Below are 21430 nucleotides of genomic sequence, written 5' to 3' on the forward strand. Positions count from 1 at the left end.
GTTCGCCCTGATCAGCGCCTCCAGCTCACGCGCCTGATCGGTGGGGAAGCGAGCAGGTGGGCGGTGTCCAGCAGGACGTTCCGATCCATCCGCGGGACGCCGTGGGTGCCGAATATCCGTCCGTGCATGTCGCGGGGGTGAGGGGTGACCATGTGCTCCCGTGTACCGCTTCACAAGTCGTCGCAGGGCGATTCCTCCATGTGCTCATGATCGGTTGCTCGGCCGGCTGGTGGTGCCCGGCCGTAGTAGGGCGTCCAAGAACGTCGAGATCATTTGCTGCAGCATGAGACGGCGGTGTCGCGGCGTCAAGTCACGACGCATCCACCTGGGCGGACAGGTCGAGGACGGTACGGACCTGGTCCGCGACACGTCGCCCACCAGGCAGCTGACCTTCGAAGACGGCTCCGCCGATGGTGAAGCCCCAGGCGCCCGCCCGGGCCATGAGCGCGATCTGCGCGGCGCTGATGATCGACCCCGCGACGATCACCGGTCCCTCGGTCACGGCGGCCACCGCGGCGGTCAGGTCGTACGGGTCGGCGTCGGCGTGCCGGTAGGTGAGCAGATCGACACCGCATACGCCGTCAAGCGCGGTGAGCCGGGCCGCATCCGCGGCGATCTCCTCGATCGTGCCGCGCAGCATGCTGGGATGGCCGGCCACCGTCCCGGGAAACGGGCAGTACCGTTGGCCGGTGCCGCGGAACAGGGCCGCCCCCTCATCACCATGGGTGCCGCCGAGAATCCAGTCCACCCCACACGCCAGCGCGGCGTCCAGTGAGGCCAGCTCGTCCTCCCGGGTGGTGGAGACGACTTCCAGCATGACGGTCATGTCCAGATCGTGGGCCTGATCGGTGAGCGCCCGAACCTCCACCGGGCTGACCCCGACGTCCTTGAAGCCGACATAACGGAGCCCGCTGCCGGCCAGGTCCTTCAGCACGTCGGCGGCGTCCGGCACAGTGCGGTCGCGGTGGGTGAGCATGAAGATGAAGTTGATCAACGGTGCTCCTTCAGATGCCTGCCTCTACATCGGTGAGCCGGGTGAGGACGGCGTCGACGTCGGCGTCCGTCCAGAAGCCGGCCAGTGCGGCCAGATCGGCGATCCCCACGCGACTGCGCAACAAGGGCGCGCTGGCTATGGCCCAGCGCGCCTGCGCGGGGCTCACGGCGGGGGTGAGTTGGGAGAACCTGGCCGGCGCGCCCGCCCGGCGCAATGCGTCGGCCAGAAACTCCAGCCGTGGTGCCACGCCGTCGGCCCAGGTGTCCCACCGCGCGGTCAGCGAGGCGAAGGCGCCGGGGTCGGCGCGCAGTGCTCCGATCTTCGCGGCGTAGCCCTGCCAGCATCGCTCGCCCATGGCGCCGGTCGGATCGACGTGCGCGAACGCGGCCAGCACCTGGTCACGGCCTGGCGCGTCCGGCGGCACCCGGGCGTGCGCCGCCGCCGAGGCGAACCTCGTCCGTACGTGCTCCCAGATCGCGGCCGATACCAGGGAGCTGATCCCGACCTGGGCGCCGTGCAGCGCGTGCGGCTGTCCGGCGGCGCCCGCTGCCATGTCCAGCAGGTGGCTGATCGCATGTTCTGTGCCGGATGAAGGGGCGGTCTGCCCGGCGACGCCCATTACCAGCCCGCCTACGGTGAGACCGTGCGCCAGCGCGTTCACCGCGGCGGAACCCGTGGGCAGTTCGTCGGCCAGGGGGAGTGCCGCCGCCGCGGCCCGTCGCAGTAGCCGTACGAGTTCCGGCCGGTAGCCGCGGTCCACGCCCAGGGCGCCGGCGAGCGCCCAGTCCGCGGACGCGGTGTAGACGGAGATCAGGTCGCCCAGCCCGGCTCGGGTGAGTTCCGGCGGGGCGCACACCAGCGTCCCCTCATCGATCAGCAGTACGTCCGGCCAGCGACTGCGCACGGTGGTCTTGACCCCGTCGAGCAGCAGCACCGACTGGTCGTCGGCGTAGCCGTTGACGCTGGCCGCGGTCTGCACGACCACGTGTGGGAACCAGCCGCGGGCGCTGGCCACCTTGCCGATGTCGCACATCGTGCCGGAGCCCAGGGTGACCAGGACTCCGGCACCCGCGGTCCTGTCGATCGTGTCTGCCACCGTGGCCGGGTCGGCCGCCGTCTCGTGACCCGGCGATCCGATGGTGACGTGGATCGGTTCGTCCACCTGGCGGAGCTGGTGGAGCACCAATTCGGTGAGGTCGGCTCCGTACACCGTCTTCGGAGTGGTATCGCTCAGCAGCATGATCGGCGAGCTGCCGCGGCGTGTCTCTTGTACCAGCTCGCCGAGCTGGTACAACGCCTCCGGGCCGGTGACGAGACGGCGCAGCCCCACGTCGGCGGTTGAACCGAAGACCGTGCGAACCTGGGACAGCGCGTCGGGGGGATCGGCGAGAGCGGTCATGACATCGCCTCACGGGTGGCGTCGAACGGTCGGCGGTAGGCGGCGTGGCCGTGGCAGAGGATGAGCAGGTGCTGCGCTTCGGATCACCCATCTCAGCTCCCTAAGGGCGAAGCGTAGTACGTAGGACGATAGACGTATTACGACTTTTGGGCAAGGCTTGGTGGTCTTTCGCGCAGTTCGAGGTGTTCGCGTCGATCTGTCTGTCGGGAACCGGCCGCTGCCCCATGCTCGGTGTCGGAGCGTGAACCGGGGCGCGGCGGCGGTCGCCGGTCGAACCGTGGCGTCGAGAGGGGCTCTCGGGCGCCCCTGGTGATCGCGTCCAGGACCGGCCGGGCCGGACGGCGGCGCAAAACGTATGACGACTTATGCCATTGCGTCAAGGTCGGATCGAGTATGGACAGCCCTGGCGTGCGCTCATAAAGTCGTTATACGTCTTATGAGACATTTTTCGGGATGGGGAACGGGTTGGCGAATATTCTGGACCTCTACCGTGGTGTCGTGTTCGACCTCGACGGCACCGTTTACCTGGGCGAACATCTGCTACCTGGAGCCGGCGCGGTGATCGAGGCGGTGCGCGGGGCGAATCGCTCGGTCCTCTACCTGACCAACAAGCCGCTCGATCCATCCGCCACGTACGCCGCCAAGCTCACCCGGCTCGGGATACCCACGACGCCGGACGAGGTGATCTCCTCGCTCGACGCCATGGTGGGTTACCTGAAGGAGAGGCACCCCGGCACGTCGGTGTTGTGCGTGTCGGAGCCGTTGCTGGTCGACACGTTGAACCGCCACGGCTTCACCGTGCTGACAGCCGCAGACGCCGAGCACGCCGACGTGGTCGTGGTGTCGTTCGACCGCACCTTCGACTATGCCAAGCTGCACGCCGCGTTCCGCGCGGTCACCGCCGGGGCGGCGATCGTGGCGACCAATCCGGACCGCTACTGCCCGACGCCGGAGGGTGGGCTCCCGGACTGCGCGGCCATGCTCGCGGCGATCGAGGCGTGCACGGGAGCGACCGCGGAGGCGGTCGTCGGCAAGCCCTCTCCATGGATGGCCGCCACCATCCTTGCCCGGCTCGGGCTCCCGGCCGACCAGGTCCTGATCGTGGGCGACCGGTTGGAGACCGATGTCGCCATGGCCGTCACCGCGGGAATCGACGTGGCCCTCGTCCTCTCAGGCGCGACGGACCGGGCCGCCGCGGGCCTGGCCGACCCGCCGCCGACCTATGTTCTCGACAGCATCGCCCACCTGGTGACCGGCGAGATCGTCTGACACCCCTATGAAGTGAGGTCCTCATGAAGGGTCTTCTGATCGAAGACGTCTCATGGTGCTGGTGGACCCGGCCGCGTGCGGTGCGGATCGGGGACCAGGTGTTCTTCGGGGCGATGGACTCCACAGGCCAGATCTACGCCGCGACCTGGAACCTTGCGACCCGCCGTGCCGTCAAGGCGATCCTGGCCGCGTACGAGGCGGACGATCACAACAACCCCGCCCTGGTCGCCGTGCCGGGCAAGCCGCTGGTCGCGTTCTACTCGCGGCACGACCGCGGCGACACCCTGCAGTTCCGGATCTCGGAGAACGCCACCGACATCGCCGGCTGGCATCCCCAGCGGGACCTGAAGTTCGGCGGTGAGACCAGCTACGCCCAGGTGCACGTACGCGGCGACCAGTTGCACCTGTTCACCCGGGTCGACGAGGTCGGATGGCACTACTGCCGGTCCGATGACTGGGCGGCCACCTGGCGTAATCCGGTGCCGTTCCTCGCCTTCGACACCGATCAGCAGATCTATCTGGCCACGGCGATGCTCGCGGACGGCCGCACGGTGCGGATGGGCGTGTCCGGGCATCCGAAGGAGTACGGCTCATTGCCACTACACGACGTCTGGGCCTGCCAGGTCGACCTCGAAACCGGCATTGTGAGCCGGCCCGGCGACGGCGCTGTCATCGCCAACCTGTACGACGAGACCACGCTGCCGATCGATCAGGACCGACTCGAAGTGGCGCACCGCACCCTGTCGGACCGTACGGTCAACCTGTTCGACGTGTCCGACGGGCCGGACTTCGAGATCTGCTTCGTGTCGAAGGTCAAGGGTGACGACGCGACCGAAGACGCGCGCTACCACGTCAGCGCCTATCGTGACGGTGGCTGGCAGACCGACGACGTGGCTCCGGCCGGGAGCGTCTTCGGCTACATCCACGCCGGCCTCTACGTCGGGGGTGTCGCCTTCCCTCACCGCAGTCCAGGCGGCCGGATCTACCTGACCCGGGAGAGCGGCGGCATCTGGTATTTCGAGCGCCGCGACCGGAACGCGTCCGGCGCCTGGGCCGCGCACGAGCTCATGCCGCCCGGCCGGGTCCGTATCGCCCGACCGTGGGCGATCACCGATCCGGCCGGCGGACTCGAGGTGGTGGCACTGGCGGTCGAGCGCTATGACGACGAGTACTTCGGCACACTGTCGCATCTCGTCGCCGGTGGCGGTTACCCGGCGGGCGATGCCGGGCCGGTCGCATGAGCCGCCTCGGGGTGGGCGTGGTCGGCTGCGGCGGCGCCGCGGTTGACCTGTGCCGCGCCATCGACGTGCTGCCCGACGCGTGTCTCGCCGGGGCCTTCGATCCTGTCGAGCACCTCGCCGCCGACCTGGCCCTGCCGCGCCGGGCCGCGGTGCACCGATCGCTCACCTCGCTGGTCGCGGACCCTGCGGTCGACATCGTCTACGTGGCCGTCCCCCACCACCTGCTGGCGCCCATCACCCATCAGGCGCTGCGAGCGCACCGCCATGTCCTCGTCGAGAAGCCCATGGCGCTCGACATGGAGGGGCTGCGCGACCTCGAGCGGGCCGCACTTGGGCGGGATCGCCGGCTGGGAGTCGTGTTCCCGCTGCGCATGACCGGTCCGGTGCGTGCTGCCCGCCGCCTGATCGTCTCGGGTGCGATCGGCGAGATCCGCGCGGTACGGATTCTCGCGGTGATCGACAAACCGGACTCCTACTGGGAGTCGGGCGCATCGGGCAGAGTGGCGGACGGCTGGCGGTCCCGGCGGGCGCAGGCCGGGGGCGGCGTCGTCATGATGAACGTCCTGCACCAGTTCGACGCCGTCCGCTGTCTGACCGGCCTTGAGGTGGTCAGCGTCAGCGCGGAGATCGCCACCTTGACGGCTCCGGTCGAGGTGGAGGACACCGCGGGGGCCGTGCTCAGGCTGTCCGGCGGCGCGTTGGCCACCCTCGCCGCTTCCGCGCACAGCCCTGGCGCGCGGGCGGAGGAGCGCATCGAGATCGACGGTTCGCACGGCCGGATCGACCTGGCCGATCCATATCAGGGCGGGCAGGCCCGGGTGTACCTGAGACAGGCATGGGACGGCATGCCGGCCGGCCGGTGGAACTCGGTGAGCTCACCCGTCCTCAATGGTTACGTCGAGGTGCTACGCGGTTTCCTGGAGTCCGTTCGGGCCGGTGAGGCGCCACCCATCGGTCCGCGCGACGCCGCCGCCGCCCTGGCCACCGTGCTGGCGATCTACCGGTCCGCCGAGGCCGGGCGGTCCGTCGACGTCGTCCAGGCTGCCGTGCCGTGATGTCCCGCATGCCCGGCCGGCCATCCTGACATATTCATCAACGGATCGTTGGAGATCGATATGGAATCCGTGGCCGAGCTCGAAGACCGGCTCAGCACACCGCGAACGGCCCTCGTCGACGACCTGCGGAAGATCGACGGCGATCTGCTGGTGCTCGGCGCCGGCGGGAAGCTCGGCCCCAGCCTGGTTCGGCTGGCGGTGCGAGCCGCCGAGGCCGCCGGTGGCGGTCGCCGTGTGATCGCGGTGTCCCGGTTCGGCGGGGGCGATCTCGCCGACGACTTGCGGGCGGCCGGCGCCACCACGATCGTCGCGGACATCGCCGACGACACGGCACTGCGCGCGCTGCCGGACGCGCCGAACGTGGTGTTCCTGGTCGGTGCCAAGTTCGGAACCAGCGGCAGGGAAGCGGCCACCTGGTATACCAACACCTTTCTTCCCGGACGGGTCATGCAACGCTTCCGCGGCAGCCGGATCGTCGCCCTGTCCACCGGCAACGTCTATCCGCTCGCACCCGTCACCGCCGCCGCCCCGGCCGAGGAGACGCCGCCCGAGCCGGTCGGCGAGTACGCCATGAGCTGTCTGGGCCGGGAGCGGATCCTGGAGTACTCAGCTGTCACGAGCGGCACCCCTACCGCGCTGATCCGGCTGAACTACGCGGTGGAGATGCGCTATGGCGTGCTCGTCGACCTGGCCCGCTCGCTCCTGGCGGGGGAGCCGATCGACCTGACCATGGGCCACGTCAACGTGGTGTGGCAGGGCTACGCCAACGAGGTCGTGCTCCGGGCTCTCCTGCTGGCGGACGTGCCACCCACCGTCCTCAACGTGACCGGGCCCGAGCAGGTCTCGATCCGGCAGGTGGCGACCGCCCTGGCGGCTCGCCTCGGGGTGCCGGCCCGCTTCACCGGACAGGAGGCGGAGAACGCCCTGCTGTCCAACGCGGGACGGTGCCATCGGCTCTTCGGCTATCCCGACGTCACCCTTGGTGAGCTGGTCGACCACACAGCGGCGTGGGTCGGGTCGGGCCGGCCGCTCCTGGACAAGCCGACCGGGTTCCAGCGTCGTGACGGCCGGTTCTGACATGTCCGCGACCGACGCCCTCGAACTGTTCGCCCGCGGGAGCGCGATCCCCGCGCACCCTCTGGCGCTCACTGCCCAGCGCCGCCTGGACGAGCGCCGTCAGCGCGCGCTCACCCGCTACTACCTGGCCGCCGGCGCCGGTGGAATCGCCGTCGGGGTGCACACCACCCAGTTCGCGATCCACGACAACGGGCTGCTCTCCCCGGTGCTGGAGCTCGCCGCGGAAACCGTCGTGGCGGAAGCCGGCCGGCCGGTCGTCCTGGTCGCCGGGGTTCAGGGGCCAACGGAGAAGGCGGTCCGGGAGGCGGAACTCGCCGCCGCACTGGGCTACCACCTCGCCCTGCTCGCTCCGCGGGCGGGGGTGGACGAGGCAGAGCTCCTCGATCGCGCCCGCGCCGTCGGCGAGGTGCTCCCGGTGATCGGCTTCTACCTGCAGCCGGCCGTCGGCGGGCGCGTGCTGTCCAGGGACTACTGGACGAAGTTCGCGGCCATCTCGTCGGTGGCCGGAATCAAGGTCGCGCCGTTCGACCGGTACCGCACGCTGGATGTCCTGCACGGCGTCTGCCGATCGGGACGGCTGGGGGACATCGCGCTCTACACGGGTAACGACAACCATATTCTGGCCGACCTCGCGATCCGGAACCGGTTCGTCGTGGACGGGCGGAGCATGGACGTCGAGTTCGTCGGCGGACTGCTCGGCCAGTGGGCGGTGTGGACCGAACCCGCCGTGCGGTTGCACGCCGAGACCGCCGCCGCCCGCGCCGGTGACGACTCCGCGTTGCGGCGCCTGCTCGTCATGGACGGGGCGCTCACCGACGCCAACGCCGCGATCTTCGATGTGGCGGGGGGCTTCCGCGGCTGCATCGCCGGGATCAACGAGATCCTGCGCCGACAGGGACTACTGGCCGGTCGCTGGTGTCTCGACCCCGATGAGGATCTTTCTCCGGGCCAGTTTGAGGAGATCGACCGGGTCTGTGCCGCCTACCCGGAGTTGACCGACGATGAGTTCGTCGCTCGGTGGCTCGATCACTGGCTGGCCTGACGGCCGACGTGCCGTAGTCCGCTGACGTGTGACATGATATGTCTCTCGTAAGGTAAGTCATCCTAGCTTCCGGGGGCCATGGCATGACGCCAGACAAGCGGACCAGACCGTTGCTCGCCGATGTGGTGCGGGCCGATCTGCGCAGGGCGATCATGTCGGGCGAGTTCCCGCTCGGCTCGAAGCTCCCGAACGAGGAGCAACTCCGGGAGCGTTTCGAGGTCAGCAGAATCACCCTGCGTGAGGCCGTGCGCGGGTTGATCGAGGACGGCATGGTGGTCCGCCGGCATGGCTCTGGCACGTACGTGACCCACCGCCCGGCGCTTCGCAACTCGCTGGACACGAACTTCAGCTACACCGAATATCTGGAGAGCAGCGGCCTGCGGGCCAGTAAGCAGATCCTCAGTGCCCGCGTGGTCCCCGCCGACCACGAGACGGCGAAGGCGCTGCGGATCGAGGTCGACGCCGATGTGGTGGAGATCCGCAGGGTACGTACGGCCGATCAGCGGCCGGCCATCTACTCCGAGGACTACATTCCGGCTGACATCGTGGACGCCGAGGCAGACCGGGACTCCTTCCGCGAATCGCTGTACCGTCTGCTGGCCGAACGCCGCCATCCGGTCGAGCACGGAGAGGCGATCCTGATGCCCGTGGTGGCCGACCGCGAGCTGGCCCAGTTGCTCCATGTCACGGTGGGCACTCCGCTGCAGCACCTTGAGCAGGTCGACGTCGATCAGCAGGGTCGGCCGGTCATGCGGTCCCTCGAATGGCATGTCCCGTCGGTGATCGAACTACGCGTGTATCGGCGCGGCCCCGGTCCGAGCGGCCACTGAGGGCCGGACAGCCGGGCGACGATATGCCCGCTGACCGGTTCCGCGCGCACCTGCCGACCTAAGCCATAGGTCGTCTTATGGTTGACGCCCACAGAGCTTCGGTCGCATGTTCGAACAGGGGCGGATCTTTGGCGTGGCCCAGGAAGTCGTCCGGCACGAAGTGTGCCTCGGCGGCCGACCGACCCCGGCGAGTCCGGCCAGGTGGCGCTGCTCGACCGCCGAGGTTCGCCGGACCGTACCTGCCGGGGTCGACCCGGCGCTGCTGTGGGTGCTCCCCCGAACAGCAGCGCCGGCACGCCATCTGATCGACACGCGCGTTGCCGCCGGCCGTTACCAGTTGGCCGGCAGCCCCGGCGTGGTGGGAGGCAGCGGGTGACCCTGCTTCGGGTGGATGATGTACACGATTCCGCCACTGCCGGTGCTGCGCAGCCAGACGTTCTCGAAGTTCGCCCGCGGGTAGACCCGGCGCACCGCGTCGTTGTCCGGCGAGGCGGGGTCGTTGGCGATCACGTCGCCGGTGGCGGTGAAGCCGACGATGACCATGAGATGGCCGTTGGTGCTGTAGCCGGCGCCGGGCAGTTCCTCCGCCTTGAACGACTGGGAGGTGACGACCGGGATGCCGGCGCGGATCAGCCGCTCAAGCTCAGTCAGCGATCGGAGCCGGGTGACGAACCCTTCCAGTCCGTACCGTCCCGCGTAGGCCGTGTTGAACGGCCAGTTGCCCGCTCCCTGGTAGGCGTAGTCGTAGGTGTACCGGGCGGCGTAGTCGACCTCGGGGTTGGGATCGGGGAGGTTCACCCAGGAGGTGTCCTGCTTGCTGGGCCACTTACCCCAGTAGCCGAGGACCATGGTGGTCGAGGTCGGGCTGCACCACGCCTCACCCCCGCCGTCCCACTCGGGGTAGTGGCCCTCGTGAACGTTCTGCGAGCGGCGCGGCACGGGCAACTCGACGCCCCACGCGACGCCGCCGGGGCTCACCGGGACGGTCGCCCGGTCGGGCACGGCGGAGGCCATCGCGCCGAGCGTGCGCACGACCGGCGTCACGGACGAGCCCGGCGTACGGTACAGCGTGGCGCGCAACTGGTACGAGGTGATCGCCTTGCCCGTCGCGGCCACGAACGTGTCGACCGAGACCGTGCCGTCGGCGTCGCGCTGCCCCGACAGCGACGTGCGGCGGATGTCCTCATCGCCGTACGCCCAGCGGCCGAGCACGTACCACTTCGTCTGCCCGGCAGCGTTGCGGCCGCGCATCTCGACCTGCAGCCAGCTTCCGGCCGGCATGTCGGCGTTCCAGGAGGCCACCAGTTCGGTGGCCGCGAACCCGATCGGCCGCTCGGGGCCGGTCCACCGGGCGTACTCCCAGCTCTTCGTGCCCAGCGCGTCGGTGTAGGAGATCGTGCCTGCGGGGGCGGCGAAGGACAGGGTGTGTCCCCCCTTGACGCCCTCGCGGGTGCCGGGGCCGAAGTTGGCCCGCTCGTAGAGGACGTCGACGGCGGAGGGCGGGGATTTGCTCTCGGCCTCGGCGGCGGCGGAGGTGACGGTGAGGGCGGATGTCATCAGGACAGCGGACAGGAACACAGGCAGGAACACGCTCGGCACGCGCATGGCTCACCTCGGGGTGTCGTCGGCGTCCCCGACGGTAGAGATCTCCGCCCGCCCGCACATCGGCAGGAATACGTATAACGGACCTCTTTGGGCAGTCTTCGGGTACCTCGCGGTGCCCACCCGGCAGATCCGGCTGGGCACGCAGGTGCTGGTGCTCGTCTTCCACCACCCGCTCGCGATCGCCAAGCGGTACGGCACGCTCGAAGCCGGACTTCGTCCGGTTCTCAGTGGCAGGGTGCAGGTGAACGGCGGACGGCTGTGCAGCGGGGGAGGACTGGACCGACAGCGGGTTCGTCTTCACCGGCGAACTCGGGCGGCTGGTCAGCACCGATAGGACCGGCAAAGCGCTGAACTGACAACCGTCGAGGGCCTGCGACGGCCACTTCGTCCCCTTCGTGTTGATCTGAGCGAATCGAAGGATTACGGAGTGGCCGTCTGTTGTCACATGGATCTCACCCGTGCCAGCGCCGGGCCTAGATCACCCGCACACCATCTCCCTGGACGTGAACGTCACAGTCAGCTCCAGGTGGCGCGCTTGAGTACGTCCGACAGCCCCGGGGTGTTCCAGACGTCCACCACCAGGATCCGCGACTTGGGCAGGAACCACTCCCGCTGAGTGAAGCTCGCCGTCCGGCGCCCGCCGTTGTTCGTCACGCACTGGTTGGGCCAGGCGTTGTACATCGCCTTGTGGCCGCGTCCGACCTGGCGCAGACCTGTCGAGGTGGCCTTCTCGCCTTCGTACCAGCTGGTCTTGGCGTTGAACGGGCAGGGGATCACGCCGCTGAAGGGGTGGAACTGGTACTTGCCCGTATAGGTCAGGGAACCACCCCCGACCGGAAGGTCGGTGTACGCCGTCGGACCGAACACCCAGAACGACTGGCAGTTCGAAGCGAACGGTTCCGGCCTCTTGCACTTACCGGTTGCCACCACGACCGTGTCCCCGTTGCGGTGCACCTTCCAGCCAGAGGGGAGCTTAAGGTTCATGCCCCGGAAGGAGAAGTTCGTGGATGCCGACGAACTTGAGGAGACCCCTGCCGCCGGAAGCCCTGCTGCGGCCGAGGCCGCGGCGGGAGCGGCGAGTACGGCGACCGCGGCCGGGACGAAGAGGATAAAAGATCGCTTTCTCATGGGGAGAAGCTATGGGCTTCCACTTGTCGATCCCTAGATTTTCAGTTGCGGCGCACTTCATCGACGGAGCGGCCCCCTCGATCGGGGGGCGACGTGCGTCCGGCGTGCGTCCGCCCATGGTGTCGCCCGGCCCGGAGAGGCCTCAGGCGGAGGGGAAGCTTCCGGCGGATCGGCTGCGAAACAGCCCCGCTCAAGCCGTTTCCTGGGCGTCTTGAAGTTTCGGCACGGCCGCCTCCGCCGCCTGCCTGCTCAGGTCGGGGTCGAACGTCGCGAAGAAGCCGTCGCTCACCAGGAGCGTGACGGTGTTCTTGACTCTGATGAGCACGACGTCCATCGCGTGGATCGGCTCGGGGTTCATCTCGGGGATCGTCTTGCTGTATCTGATCCCGTATGCCCAGTCGCCGAGCTTGCCGACCGAGAGCTTGCTGATCTTCTCTTTGATCTTCTTGGTGCTCGCGTTCACCCCGGCGCAGTCACGGACCATGACCTTGCCCACCCTCTGCCAGGGGATCAACCGGGCGGGGGCGGCGCTGAGGGCGAACTGCTTGACGCCGGACGGCTCGCCCTCCTTGTCGATGAAGACCGCGGCCTTGCTTGCGAGGAGGGGCTTCAACGCCTTGATGGCCTGCACGCACTTCTTCGTGTGGGCCGCGTCGGGGGCCAGCGCCGCGCGGCGGCGTTTCGTGTTGGGGGTGAAGCCGTCCCCCAGGTCCTCAGGGGTGAGGAGGGGCGCGCGCAGCTGTGCCGGAGTCAGGGGCTTGGCGGGGGCGGCGGCGAGGACGGGGACCGCGGGCGCCAGCAGAAGGGAGGCGGTGAGGCCACCCAAGATCGCGAAACGTACGGCTCGCGCGGCCAAAAGACGAATCTGACCAGCGCTGACGCGCTGCCCGACAGCATCCGGGATCATCTCAAGACGCGTGAGGGCGTGCGGTTCGATCACATCATCGAGCAGATCACCGCCCACATGCCCGTGACCGACGAGGCCAAGCGGCTCGGCATGCCGAAGAACACGCCGGTCATGGACGTCTATGCGTGTGGGTGCCGAATATTCATCCGTGCAGGTCACGGGGACGGGGGCGATCGCCTGTTCTCGTCGTCGCGCCGGATCAGCAGGTCCGACAGCACCGCCGGGTCGAACCCGCGCAGCCGTGACCAGAGCCCGGCGAACGGTTCCTGCGGTTCCTGCGTCTGCAGGCCGTACAAGTGTGCGACGGCGTCGAGGGCGGCAGGTCGGCGCGGTCAAGCGGTGACTGAGGGGTAAGCGTCGCCCGGGTGCCGAGAACGGTCATCGGGTCAGGCCGCCGCACGCTCGCCGGCCGACCGCCGGCGCAGCGCCGCCCGGGTGATGGGCGGCGGGTCGTAGGACACGTCGAGCGGGCCGATGTCGGCGCCCGGTGGCGCGATCTCGTCGATCCTGTCGAGGAGGTCGTCGCCGAGCACGGTGTCGGCGCCGGCCAGCAGGTCGTCAAGGTGCTCCATGGTGCGCGGCCCGATGATCGCCGCGGTCACGCCCGGGTGGGCGACCGTGAACGCCATCGCCATGTGGGCCAGCGGGATCCCGGCCTCCTCGGCCAGCAGGGCGAGCCGCTCGACGGTGTCGAGCGTGCGTTCGTCCGTCATGTGCCTGGGCACCCAGGCCATCCGGCGCCCGGGGGCCTGAGTCGTGTGGTTCTTGCGGTAACGGCCGCTGAGCAGGCCCATTCCGAGCGGACCCCACACGAGCGTGCCCATGCCGTGGCGCTCGCAGACGGGCAGGACCTCGCGTTCGATACCGCGGTTGAGGAGCGAGTACGGGGGTTGCTCGGTGCGGAAGCGCGCCAGGCCGCGTCGCTCGGCCACCCATTGGGCCTCGACGATGTCGGAGGCGGGGAAGTTGGAGGTGCCGATGGCACGTACCTTGCCTGCGGCCATCAGGTCGGTCAGCGCGGAGAGGGTCTCCTCGATGTCGGTCCTGGGGTCGGGGTGATGGATCTGGTAGAGGTCGATGTGGTCGGTCTGGAGGCGGCGCAGCGAGTGCTCGATCTCGGTGACGATCCAGCGCCGAGAGTTGCCCGCGCGGTTGGGATCGTCGCCCATCGGCCCGTTCACCTTGGTGGCGAGGATGACGTCGTCGCGGCGGCCCCTGAGCGCCTTGCCGACGATCTCCTCGGTCTCGCTGTAGGAGTAGACGTCGGCGGTGTCGATGACGTTGATCCCGGCGTCGAGGGCCCGGTGGATCACGCGCACGCACTCGTCGTGGTCGGGGTTGCCGACCCGCCCGAACATCATGGTGCCCAGACAGTAGGGGCTGATCTGGATTCCGGTCCGCCCCAAGGGCCGCGTTCTCATGCTGGTTGTTCCCTTCGATGGACGATCGGGAGCGTGGTGCGGGCCTCCGCATCACGCTCCCGCTGCTCAGCTGTTGTATTCGCGCGCGACGTCCACGACCCAGACGACGCCGAAGCGGTCGGTCAGCATTCCGTAGAGCGGAGCCCACTGCGCGGGTTCCAGCGGTTGCGCGATGCTCGCCCCGTCGGAGAGCTTCTCCCAGTACGCGGTGATCTCCTCGGTGGTCTCACCGCGGAGGGAGAGGAAGAACGAGTTCTCACCCCGGTCCCACGGCAGCCGCGAGGGCACGTCGTAGGCCATCACATGGAAGCCGCTGTCCGCGACCACCTGGCCCCACATCACCTGGTCCGCCTCGGCCGGGTCTTGCACGTTTCCGGCGTCCTTGTATGTGACGACGGCGAGATGACCGCCGAAGACAGACTGGTAGAACTCCAGCGCCGCGCGGGCGTCGCCCCGGAAGTTCAGATGAGTGACGGACTTGACGGACATGTCGCTCCTATCGGTTCTGGACGCTGTGCAGCGCCTGATGCGGGACAACAGTCGCAGGGGCAGAGGTCAGGATGTGGCCGCTACTTACGGCGCAATGGATTTCACGCCAAAGACCTCAACGCGACTGCTGGCATTGCTCTCGCTGCTCCAGGCGCGCCGGGACCCGCCGGGGGGTTGCCGGCCGAGCGGCTGGAGGTCGGCCGGCGTACGATGAGGTCCGAGTGCCCGATGGATGATCTGATCGCGTTCGTGCAGGCTCGTATCGCACGAGTCCTGGCAGATCGCCGCCATGTGCGCGCCGGGCCGCTGGCTCTCCCCGCGTACGGACGATGATCCGAAGTCCTTCTCCCGTCAGGGCGTGTACGGCCACCAGGAGCGATACGACGGGTGCGCGCGACCGGCAACACCCGGTACGGCACCTCGGCGAGGCCCTCTACGTCTGTCGGATGTCGGCGAGTTCGGGCACTGGTGGCGGTGTCATGTGCTGTCGTTCCTGTGCTTGGTCACGATCGAGGCTGTCTCTCGCTGTCACCGGGGGGCGAGCCCATCGAAGATGATCTCGAGTGCACGGGCGCGGGCCCGCTCGTCGAGGCGGATGTGGGCGACGGCCCGTGAGACGCCGACGAGGAGCGCATGGACCTCGTCGAGGCCGATGTCCGTACGGACCGCGCCGGCGTCCTGGGCACGCCGGAGCAGGACGCCGACGGCCTCGCGCAGGTCCCGCGGGCCCTGGGCCGCTTTGCCGTCGACGTCACCGCCGGCGTCGGTGAACGCCTCGATGATGGCGAGCTTGCCTGCGGCATCGGCCACGATCTGGCCGAAGAAGTCGAAGAACGCCGGGCCGGGATCATCCGATTCGGCGAGGCTTTGTGCTCGCTGGCACAGATGGTCGAAGTGCCTTACCAGAACCGCCTCCAGCAGCATCTGCTTGGTGGGGAAGTGGCGAAAGACGGTGGCGATGCCGACCCCGGCGAGGTGGGCGACCTTCTCGGTGGAGGCCGTCGAGCCGCCCCTGCCGAAGACCTCCTCAGCGACCTCCAGGATCCGGGCTCGGTTTCCGCGGGCATCGGCGCGCGTCGGTTGTGTTGCCATCCGAAGTCCCCACTCCGTATATTCGAAGTCTCCACTCCGGATATATGGAGTCTTCACTTCGGATATTACCCTGCCAGCAGGAGGCATCATGGTGCTCACTCCTCGTGAGGTATTCCTCAAACTCGTGTGGGGCGTCTCGGAGGGGCGCTGGGACGAGTTGCCCGATCTGTACGCGGAGCAGACCTACGTCGAACATCCGTTTGCGCCGTCTGGCGACGAACCGCTGCGCACCCGTGAGGAGCTGCGTGAGCACTTTTCGGCCGGCAAACGCCTGCCGCCTCTTCGCCAGGAGCCGGCCAACATCACGGTGCACGAGACCGCCGATCCCGAGGTGATCGTCGCCGAGTTCGAATACCGAGGGACAGCCGAGGGGGGTGAACCCTTCCGGGTCCCCTGCGTCTTCATACTCCGCGTGCGGGATGGGAAGATCATCAGCTCTCGTGACTACATCGACCACATCTCCTCGGCTCGCCGCCGAGGCGGTCTCGACGAGCTCATCGAGACCCTGCGATCATGATCGAACGGTGCCAGGCGCTCGGAGAAATGCAAGCGTGGTAAGCACATAGCTGACGGGGCTCAGCCGGTAGGCGAGATCGCCGTCCCGGCGAGCACTCCGTCCACGCGGCGGGGAGCGCCGAGGCGTTGTCGTGGCGCGACTCGGCGGGATCAGACGCTGCGGCCTGTCCTGGCAGGCGATCGAGCATAGGAACCGCTGTACGGCGGTGGCGCCGACCGAGGTGTGCGCGGAGCGGGTGGGCGGTCGAGCAGGGCGAGGAGTTCCTCTTCCGTGGCGTACTCCACGAACACGGTCACCGGGCCGAGGCACTCCTCGTTCAGCGCCTCGCTGCAAGGTGTGGCGGGAGTTGCATCGCGAGGGGACCACGGTCGCGCGGTGCACGGTGGCGAGGCTGATGGGCGAGCTGGGCATCGAGGGGGTGCTCGGTGGAAGCGGCCCCGCACCACCGTGCCGGCCGCCGGGGAACAACCGGCTGACCTGCTGGAACGCGACTTCGACGCGCCGACGCCGAACCGGCGTTGGGTGGCCGAACTGACGTACGTTCCGACCGCGTTCGGGTGGGTGTACACCGCATTCGTGATGAATTTATACTCGCGGATGATTGTTTCGGATGAGTTGCCAGGTAACCGATTGTGTGGGACGACCATGGGGTGGACCTGGGAGGTGGCGTGCTGGTCAGCGACGTCATGACGGTGTTCCCGGCCTATATACGGCTCGGCGCGACCATCCGGCGGGCGGCTGAATTGGTCAGCGTGTCGGAGGTCGGCCAACTGATGGTCCTGGACCACGACGGCCGGTTCGTCGGTTCACTGTCCGAGGAGGACCTGGTGCGGGCCATGCTGCCCGGCTTCGACGACGTGACCGCCACCGGAGGCACGCTCGCCGACGCGTTCCGGATTTTCCTGGAGCGGGGCCGCGACCTCGCCGACCGCGTCATCGATCCCCTCGTCGTGCGCGACACGGCGACGGTCCGATCGGCCGACGAACTCGCGCGGGCGGCGATCGTGATGATCGACCGCGGGATCCGAAGGCTTCCCGTGGTCGACGACGGGACCCTCGTGGGCACGCTGTCCCGGGCCGATCTGTGTCGTGCGGTGATCTACCATTCCTGAACTCCGGCTCATCCTCACCGATCGGCACACCCGAGAGACCAACGAGCGGGTGTGCACACTGCCGGCTACTCTCGGCCGGGACAGCGGCGCGGCGGCGGTGGTGCTGGACGACGGCACCGTCTCCCGGCGCCACGCGCGGCTGGAGATCGTCGACGACGATCTGGTGCTCACCGATCTCGGCAGCTCCAACGGAACCTACGTGAACGACACGCGGGTGACTCGCCAGGTGCTCGTCCCCGGGGATCGAGTGCGCATCGGCCGATACGAGCTGACGTGGACCTTCCTCGACCCGGAGGCGACGGCGCTCGTCGGTCTGGACCAGTTCACCGTGCTGCGGCCGGTTGCGCCGCCGCGCATCGCCGCACGACGTGTGGTGGAGGCCGCCGAGGCGCACAACCGCCGGGTCGGGCACGAACTCGACGGATTCCTGTCGCTCGCGCACGGATTTCTGCCGGCCGAGCCGCCGCTGCTTGCCTTCCCGGAATCGCACAGAGCCTGGGATGAGATGACCGACCAGCTCCCCGAGCTGTTCCGTCGGCTGTCGCTGCGCCGGGCGTTCGATGCGATGCCGGTGCTCGACGCCCGGCCCGAGGCGTTGCCCGACCGATACCTGTTGCGCGCCTCGACTCTGCTCGGCGTTTTCGCCCACGCCTATCAGTACATGGGGATCGATCCGCCGACCGCTCTGCCCGAGTCGCTGCTGCGACCGTGGACCACGGTCTCGCGCCGACTGGGCAAGGAGATCCCGTCCGTCTCCTACATCGATCTGTTCTTCTACAACTGGCGGCTGCGTGATCCCGCCGGGCCGCGGGCGCTGGACAACATGGACCTGCTCGCGCCGACCTGGAACAACGCGGCGGAGCGGGTATTCTACCTGGCCACCACCGACTTCGCGATGGGCCTCACGCCCGTGCTGGGCGCCATGCTGGATGCTCAGGAGGCCGTTGTCGCGGACGATCCGGCCGCCTTGGAGAGCGCGCTACTGGTGATCCTCGACCGGCTGCAGCACGTCACCCAGGCCATCTATCCGCAGATCGATCCCAACCCCCGCGCCCGGCATTCGCTCGACCAGGTGCTGTGGGCCAAGACGGTCGGCACCGCGGGCGTCCCGATCTTCGATGGAGCGCCCAGCCCGAGCGGCACCGCGCAACCGCAGATCCACGCGCTGGACGCGTTTCTCGAGCGCCGAGAATACGGCTCGCTGGTCGGGCAACAGAGCGTCTACCTCGCCGGATTCTTCCCGCGGCACTGGCAGGAGCTGGTGGCCGCGTTGCGTGAGGTGTCGGTGCGCCAGTACGTCGAGGACACCCGCAACAGCACCCTGCGCGGCATCTACAACGCCATGCTCGACGCCTATCTGGGCGACCGCGGCTGGATGGGCCTGCACCGCATCAAGGCGTACGGCTTTCTCGAGGTGGCGTTCAAGGTCGGCCGACAGGTCACGACCGGCGCCCGGTTCACCGGACTGTTCAAGGACCGGACCTGGGACAAGGTGGACGGCCAGCTGGCCATCGTCCGCGAAGAGCGCCGCCCACCGGTGGGTCCGCCGGTGGTGTTCGGGACCGCCCGTCGAGGTCGTGTCGTCAGCGGAGAGTCCGGCGCCTGGACCTGTTATCTGGAGATCGACGTCACCGGGCAGGGCGTGCACCACTTGCCCGGTGACCGGGTCGGCGTGCTGGCCGAGAACGACGACGAGTTGGTGCGCCGCACCGTCGCCGCCCTGCAGGCGACCGGCGACGAGTTGGTGCGGCTCACCCCGAAGTGGCGAGCGGCGGTGGCCAGCCGGGCAGGCTACGGCGAGGTCGACGTACTGCCGCTGCGGACATTGCTGCGTTTCGCCCGGCTCCGGCCGATCGGACGGGAGCTGGCGAAACGGCTGGTGAAACTGACAGCCGTGGGCTCGTGGCAGCGAGTGGTGGACGCCCGCATGGAGGACCAGTGGGAGCTGTGGGACGTCCTGAACCTGTTGTACGCGGGCGGATATGACGTCACCCGGCTGTGGAAGGCCGATCCGCGTGAGGACGACGCGTTCTGCGCGGTGATTCCGCCCGAGCCGTTCCGGCTGTATTCGATCGCCTCGGCGCCGCCGCCCGGCGGGCCGGCCACCACGCTGCAGTTGGTGGTCGCCGGTCTCGACTACACCTCCGCCCGGACGCCATGGTCGTACCCGCGGGAACGGAAAGGCACGGCATCGCATTTCCTGCGCCGGGCGAGCGTCGAGGGTCGGCAGCGGCTGTCGCTGCAGATCGTCTCCACGCCCCGGTTCCGGCTGCCGGCCGATCCTGCCCGGCCCGTCGTCATGTTCGCGGCCGGGTCCGGGATCGCCCCGTTCCTCGGGTTCGTCTCCGCGCGCACCGGGCCTGGTGAGAATCTGCTCTATCTGGGGATCCGGACGCCGGAAGAATTCGTCGAGCACACAGGCCTGGACGAGGCGGCGGCCGCGGGCCGGCTGAAATTCTCCGTCGCGTTCTCCCGCGCCGATGCCGCGGTCGGTTTCGACGGTCGGCGCCACGTCGTCCAGGCCGGACAGCGGCGCCGGGTGGACGACGTGATCCGCGCCGAGGCGGACGCACTCTGGGAGCTGTTGCGGTCCACCGACGACGGCGGTCGCGGCGCATTCGTCTACGTGTGCGGCAGCGCACGGTTCGCCGTCTCCGTACTGCAGGCGTTGACCGGCATCGTGCCCGGCGACGGCCGCGAGTTCCTCCGCCAACTGGTGGCCGACGGGCGTCTGGGCGAGGACGTCTTCACCACCTATCTGGGCCACGCGCAGCAGGGTCCCCGCTTCGAGGTGTCGGATCTGGCGCAGCACAACACCTCCGACGCGGGTTACTGGATGGCGATCGGCGGCGCGGTGTTCGACGTCAGCGAATTCCTGCACCTGCACATCGGCGGGCCGGACATCGTCCGCAATCACGTCGGGCTCGACGCGACCGCGGCGTATCGAAAAGTGCTGCACCACGCGCACGCCGAGATCGACGCCCAACTCGCGATGTACCAGATCGGCCATCTGCGCCGGCTGCGGTTCGGCTCTCGTTGGGGCGTCGTCCTCACCGAAGACGGTCTGCACGCGCTGCCGCTGGAAGAACTGTTCCGGACCTGGGTACGGTTCGTGTACCTGCTGGTCGGCATGGAGAACGCGTTGACCGCGGACTACGGATTCACCACGTTGGTCACCACGTTGGGTGAAGATCCCCGGGAGTTGACGCCCTTCAAGGCGCAGTACGTCCTCGAGTCGCACCGGCGGTTCCTGGTCAGCTATCTGGACGGGCTGGTGCACGACGACCTGCGCACCCTGTGGCAACTCACCGTCGGCTTCTGCGACCCGCACCAGGACATCCGGTCTTTCGACACCGATCTCGCCGCCATGTCCGCTCGGCCGGATGTCGGGCTGGTCCGGCATTCCGTATCCGCCGTCAAGGAGTCACTGCTCGCCGGGGACGACTTCCGGCCGGTCACGGCGCTGTGCCGCGTCTACGCGCAGGTCGACGTCCAACTGCTGCGCGACCTGAAAACCGCTGTGCTGGAAGGAATTCGGGCGTTCGAGATCCATGAGGCCGACGTCGTCGAGCAGGCGGGAGCCACGCTGCTGAACGCGGCACGCGAGACGCTCGCTGTGGTCTCGGCCTACTACCGGCGGCTCGCCGAGCAGACCCGCGGCCAGGGGATCACCGCCGACGGTGCGGTCGAGGAGACGATCCCGGCCGACCGGGGTCTGCCCGGCCACGGCGGTCCACTACCGCTTCCCGATTGACGCTCGGTCACGCCTACCTGACCAACCCCGAAACCGGCTCCGCTGGTGAGGTGCTGGAAGCGGGCGCCCAGGCCGTACCCAACCGGGTCGCCGCGCTGCTCGATCTGCCGGCCAGAAGCCGGGCGTTCCTGCGGCGCCGCCTGGTCGTCCGCGACGGTGAGCCGTCCGAGATCGTCTCGTTCTGGCTGCCCCTGGACCTGTCGGAGGGGACGGACCTGACGAGCGCTGACGCACTGGCCGGCAGCATCCGGGACCATCTCCAGGCGCGTAAAGGCGTGCGGGTTGATCACATCATCGAGCAGATCACCGCGCGTATGCCCTCGGCGGATGAGGCGAAGCAGCTTGGCATGCCGAAGAACACGCCGGTCTTGGACGTGCACGCGGCCGTGCGTGACGCCTCGGGGCATCCAATCATCGTGGTGAAGGTGCTTCTTCCCGCCGACCGTCACGAACTGGAAGACGCATATCCAACTGGCTGAGCTGCCGTCCTAAGAAGTC

General features: G+C 68.7%; 20 protein-coding genes and 1 pseudogene. 12 read left to right on the plus strand and 9 right to left on the minus strand.

Features of this window, described 5'->3' with window-relative positions:
- Positions 1 to 310 precede the first annotated feature (310 nt).
- Together AB0I59_RS32470 and AB0I59_RS32475 are read right to left on the minus strand one after the other, a co-directional pair.
- Complete coding sequence (locus AB0I59_RS32470) at positions 311 to 994, minus strand: beta/alpha barrel domain-containing protein (RefSeq protein WP_358138932.1); 684 nt, start codon at positions 992 to 994, stop codon at positions 311 to 313.
- Positions 995 to 1004: 10 nt separating this feature from the next.
- Positions 1005 to 2393 carry an iron-containing alcohol dehydrogenase gene (locus AB0I59_RS32475; RefSeq protein WP_358138934.1) on the minus strand — a complete coding sequence of 463 codons (1389 nt, stop codon included), beginning with the start codon at positions 2391 to 2393 and terminating at the stop codon, positions 1005 to 1007.
- A 498-nt stretch (positions 2394 to 2891) separates the two neighbouring features.
- On the opposite strand from AB0I59_RS32475, the gene AB0I59_RS32480 reads away from it, so the two are divergent.
- The 6 genes from AB0I59_RS32480 to AB0I59_RS32505 all read left to right on the plus strand — a co-directional run bounded on the left by AB0I59_RS32480 (position 2892) and on the right by AB0I59_RS32505 (position 8907).
- Positions 2892 to 3662: an HAD-IIA family hydrolase gene (locus AB0I59_RS32480; RefSeq protein ID WP_358138936.1), complete on the plus strand. Its 771-nt coding sequence runs from the start codon at positions 2892 to 2894 to the stop codon at positions 3660 to 3662.
- A gap of 23 nt (positions 3663 to 3685) precedes the next feature.
- A complete protein-coding gene (locus AB0I59_RS32485) occupies positions 3686 to 4903 on the plus strand; it encodes a BNR-4 repeat-containing protein (protein ID WP_358138938.1) in 1218 nt (405 codons plus the stop codon).
- Entirely contained in the window at positions 4900 to 5958 is a 1059-nt protein-coding gene (locus AB0I59_RS32490; protein WP_358138940.1) for a Gfo/Idh/MocA family protein, read from the plus strand. The genes AB0I59_RS32485 and AB0I59_RS32490 overlap by 4 nt, the downstream gene beginning before the upstream one ends.
- Before the next feature lie 60 nt (positions 5959 to 6018).
- On the plus strand, positions 6019 to 7035 hold the full coding sequence (locus AB0I59_RS32495; protein WP_358138942.1) for an NAD-dependent epimerase/dehydratase family protein: 1017 nt from the start codon (positions 6019 to 6021) through the stop codon (positions 7033 to 7035).
- A gap of 1 nt (position 7036) precedes the next feature.
- On the plus strand, positions 7037 to 8077 hold the full coding sequence (locus AB0I59_RS32500; protein WP_358138944.1) for a dihydrodipicolinate synthase family protein: 1041 nt from the start codon (positions 7037 to 7039) through the stop codon (positions 8075 to 8077).
- Between the two features lie 83 nt (positions 8078 to 8160).
- Positions 8161 to 8907 (plus strand): GntR family transcriptional regulator, encoded by a 747-nt coding sequence (locus tag AB0I59_RS32505; protein WP_358138946.1) that lies wholly within the window; start codon positions 8161 to 8163, stop codon positions 8905 to 8907.
- 330 nt (positions 8908 to 9237) lie between these two features.
- Here AB0I59_RS32505 and AB0I59_RS32510 read toward each other — a convergent pair whose 3' ends face one another.
- Positions 9238 to 10512, minus strand: a complete 1275-nt coding sequence (locus AB0I59_RS32510; RefSeq protein WP_358138948.1) for a C39 family peptidase — start codon at positions 10510 to 10512, stop codon at positions 9238 to 9240.
- On the opposite strand from AB0I59_RS32510, the gene AB0I59_RS32515 reads away from it, so the two are divergent.
- Complete coding sequence (locus tag AB0I59_RS32515; RefSeq protein ID WP_358138950.1) at positions 10511 to 10846, plus strand: LLM class flavin-dependent oxidoreductase; 336 nt, start codon at positions 10511 to 10513, stop codon at positions 10844 to 10846. The two genes, AB0I59_RS32510 and AB0I59_RS32515, sit on opposite strands and share 2 nt — an antisense overlap.
- Before the next feature lie 182 nt (positions 10847 to 11028).
- On the opposite strand, the gene AB0I59_RS32520 is transcribed toward AB0I59_RS32515, so the two are convergent.
- From AB0I59_RS32520 to AB0I59_RS32545, 6 genes and pseudogenes are all read right to left on the minus strand, one after another.
- Complete coding sequence (locus AB0I59_RS32520; RefSeq protein ID WP_358138952.1) at positions 11029 to 11496, minus strand: hypothetical protein; 468 nt, start codon at positions 11494 to 11496, stop codon at positions 11029 to 11031.
- Between the two features lie 334 nt (positions 11497 to 11830).
- Complete coding sequence (locus AB0I59_RS32525) at positions 11831 to 12466, minus strand: hypothetical protein (protein WP_358138954.1); 636 nt, start codon at positions 12464 to 12466, stop codon at positions 11831 to 11833.
- A 272-nt stretch (positions 12467 to 12738) separates the two neighbouring features.
- A pseudogene (locus AB0I59_RS42170) lies at positions 12739 to 12929 on the minus strand (DNA glycosylase AlkZ-like family protein); the annotation flags it as partial.
- 4 nt (positions 12930 to 12933) lie between these two features.
- The gene (locus AB0I59_RS32535) at positions 12934 to 13968 is read right to left on the minus strand and encodes an aldo/keto reductase (RefSeq protein ID WP_358138958.1); all 1035 of its coding nucleotides are present in this window, start codon (positions 13966 to 13968) and stop codon (positions 12934 to 12936) included.
- Positions 13969 to 14034: 66 nt separating this feature from the next.
- The gene (locus AB0I59_RS32540) at positions 14035 to 14457 is read right to left on the minus strand and encodes a VOC family protein (RefSeq protein ID WP_061261050.1); all 423 of its coding nucleotides are present in this window, start codon (positions 14455 to 14457) and stop codon (positions 14035 to 14037) included.
- A 528-nt stretch (positions 14458 to 14985) separates the two neighbouring features.
- Complete coding sequence (locus AB0I59_RS32545; protein ID WP_358138962.1) at positions 14986 to 15549, minus strand: TetR/AcrR family transcriptional regulator; 564 nt, start codon at positions 15547 to 15549, stop codon at positions 14986 to 14988.
- Between the two features lie 88 nt (positions 15550 to 15637).
- Here AB0I59_RS32545 and AB0I59_RS32550 point away from each other — a divergent pair, with 88 nt between their 5' ends.
- The 5 genes from AB0I59_RS32550 (at position 15638) to AB0I59_RS32570 (ending at position 21411) form a co-directional block, all read left to right on the plus strand.
- Positions 15638 to 16066, plus strand: a complete 429-nt coding sequence (locus AB0I59_RS32550) for a nuclear transport factor 2 family protein (RefSeq protein WP_358138964.1) — start codon at positions 15638 to 15640, stop codon at positions 16064 to 16066.
- 334 nt (positions 16067 to 16400) lie between these two features.
- Positions 16401 to 16601 (plus strand): IS3 family transposase, encoded by a 201-nt coding sequence (locus AB0I59_RS32555; protein WP_358138966.1) that lies wholly within the window; start codon positions 16401 to 16403, stop codon positions 16599 to 16601.
- 133 nt (positions 16602 to 16734) lie between these two features.
- Positions 16735 to 17178, plus strand: coding sequence for a CBS domain-containing protein (locus AB0I59_RS32560; protein ID WP_228642821.1), 444 nt, complete (start codon positions 16735 to 16737; stop codon positions 17176 to 17178).
- Positions 17179 to 17227: 49 nt separating this feature from the next.
- Positions 17228 to 20932, plus strand: a complete 3705-nt coding sequence (locus AB0I59_RS32565) for an FHA domain-containing protein (protein ID WP_358138968.1) — start codon at positions 17228 to 17230, stop codon at positions 20930 to 20932.
- Positions 20929 to 21411: a GntR family transcriptional regulator gene (locus tag AB0I59_RS32570; protein ID WP_358138970.1), complete on the plus strand. Its 483-nt coding sequence runs from the start codon at positions 20929 to 20931 to the stop codon at positions 21409 to 21411. Before AB0I59_RS32565 ends, AB0I59_RS32570 begins: the two co-directional genes overlap by 4 nt.
- Positions 21412 to 21430 lie beyond the last annotated feature (19 nt).

It is taken from the genome of Microtetraspora glauca (assembly GCF_040656155.1).
GTDB classification, from domain to species: domain Bacteria; phylum Actinomycetota; class Actinomycetes; order Streptosporangiales; family Streptosporangiaceae; genus Microtetraspora; species Microtetraspora glauca.

Coding starts and splice junctions, on each gene's coding strand:
- AB0I59_RS32475 (WP_358138934.1), bottom strand. CDS start 2,393: ATGACCGCTCTCGCCGATCCCCCCGACGCGCTGTCCCAGGTTCGCACG.
- AB0I59_RS32495 (WP_358138942.1), top strand. CDS start 6,019: ATGGAATCCGTGGCCGAGCTCGAAGACCGGCTCAGCACACCGCGAACG.
- AB0I59_RS32485 (WP_358138938.1), top strand. CDS start 3,686: ATGAAGGGTCTTCTGATCGAAGACGTCTCATGGTGCTGGTGGACCCGG.
- AB0I59_RS32545 (WP_358138962.1), bottom strand. CDS start 15,549: ATGGCAACACAACCGACGCGCGCCGATGCCCGCGGAAACCGAGCCCGG.
- AB0I59_RS32490 (WP_358138940.1), top strand. CDS start 4,900: ATGAGCCGCCTCGGGGTGGGCGTGGTCGGCTGCGGCGGCGCCGCGGTT.
- AB0I59_RS32500 (WP_358138944.1), top strand. CDS start 7,037: ATGTCCGCGACCGACGCCCTCGAACTGTTCGCCCGCGGGAGCGCGATC.
- AB0I59_RS32515 (WP_358138950.1), top strand. CDS start 10,511: ATGGCTCACCTCGGGGTGTCGTCGGCGTCCCCGACGGTAGAGATCTCC.
- AB0I59_RS32540 (WP_061261050.1), bottom strand. CDS start 14,457: ATGTCCGTCAAGTCCGTCACTCATCTGAACTTCCGGGGCGACGCCCGC.
- AB0I59_RS32505 (WP_358138946.1), top strand. CDS start 8,161: ATGACGCCAGACAAGCGGACCAGACCGTTGCTCGCCGATGTGGTGCGG.
- AB0I59_RS32520 (WP_358138952.1), bottom strand. CDS start 11,496: ATGAACCTTAAGCTCCCCTCTGGCTGGAAGGTGCACCGCAACGGGGAC.
- AB0I59_RS32550 (WP_358138964.1), top strand. CDS start 15,638: ATGGTGCTCACTCCTCGTGAGGTATTCCTCAAACTCGTGTGGGGCGTC.
- AB0I59_RS32510 (WP_358138948.1), bottom strand. CDS start 10,512: ATGCGCGTGCCGAGCGTGTTCCTGCCTGTGTTCCTGTCCGCTGTCCTG.
- AB0I59_RS32535 (WP_358138958.1), bottom strand. CDS start 13,968: ATGAGAACGCGGCCCTTGGGGCGGACCGGAATCCAGATCAGCCCCTAC.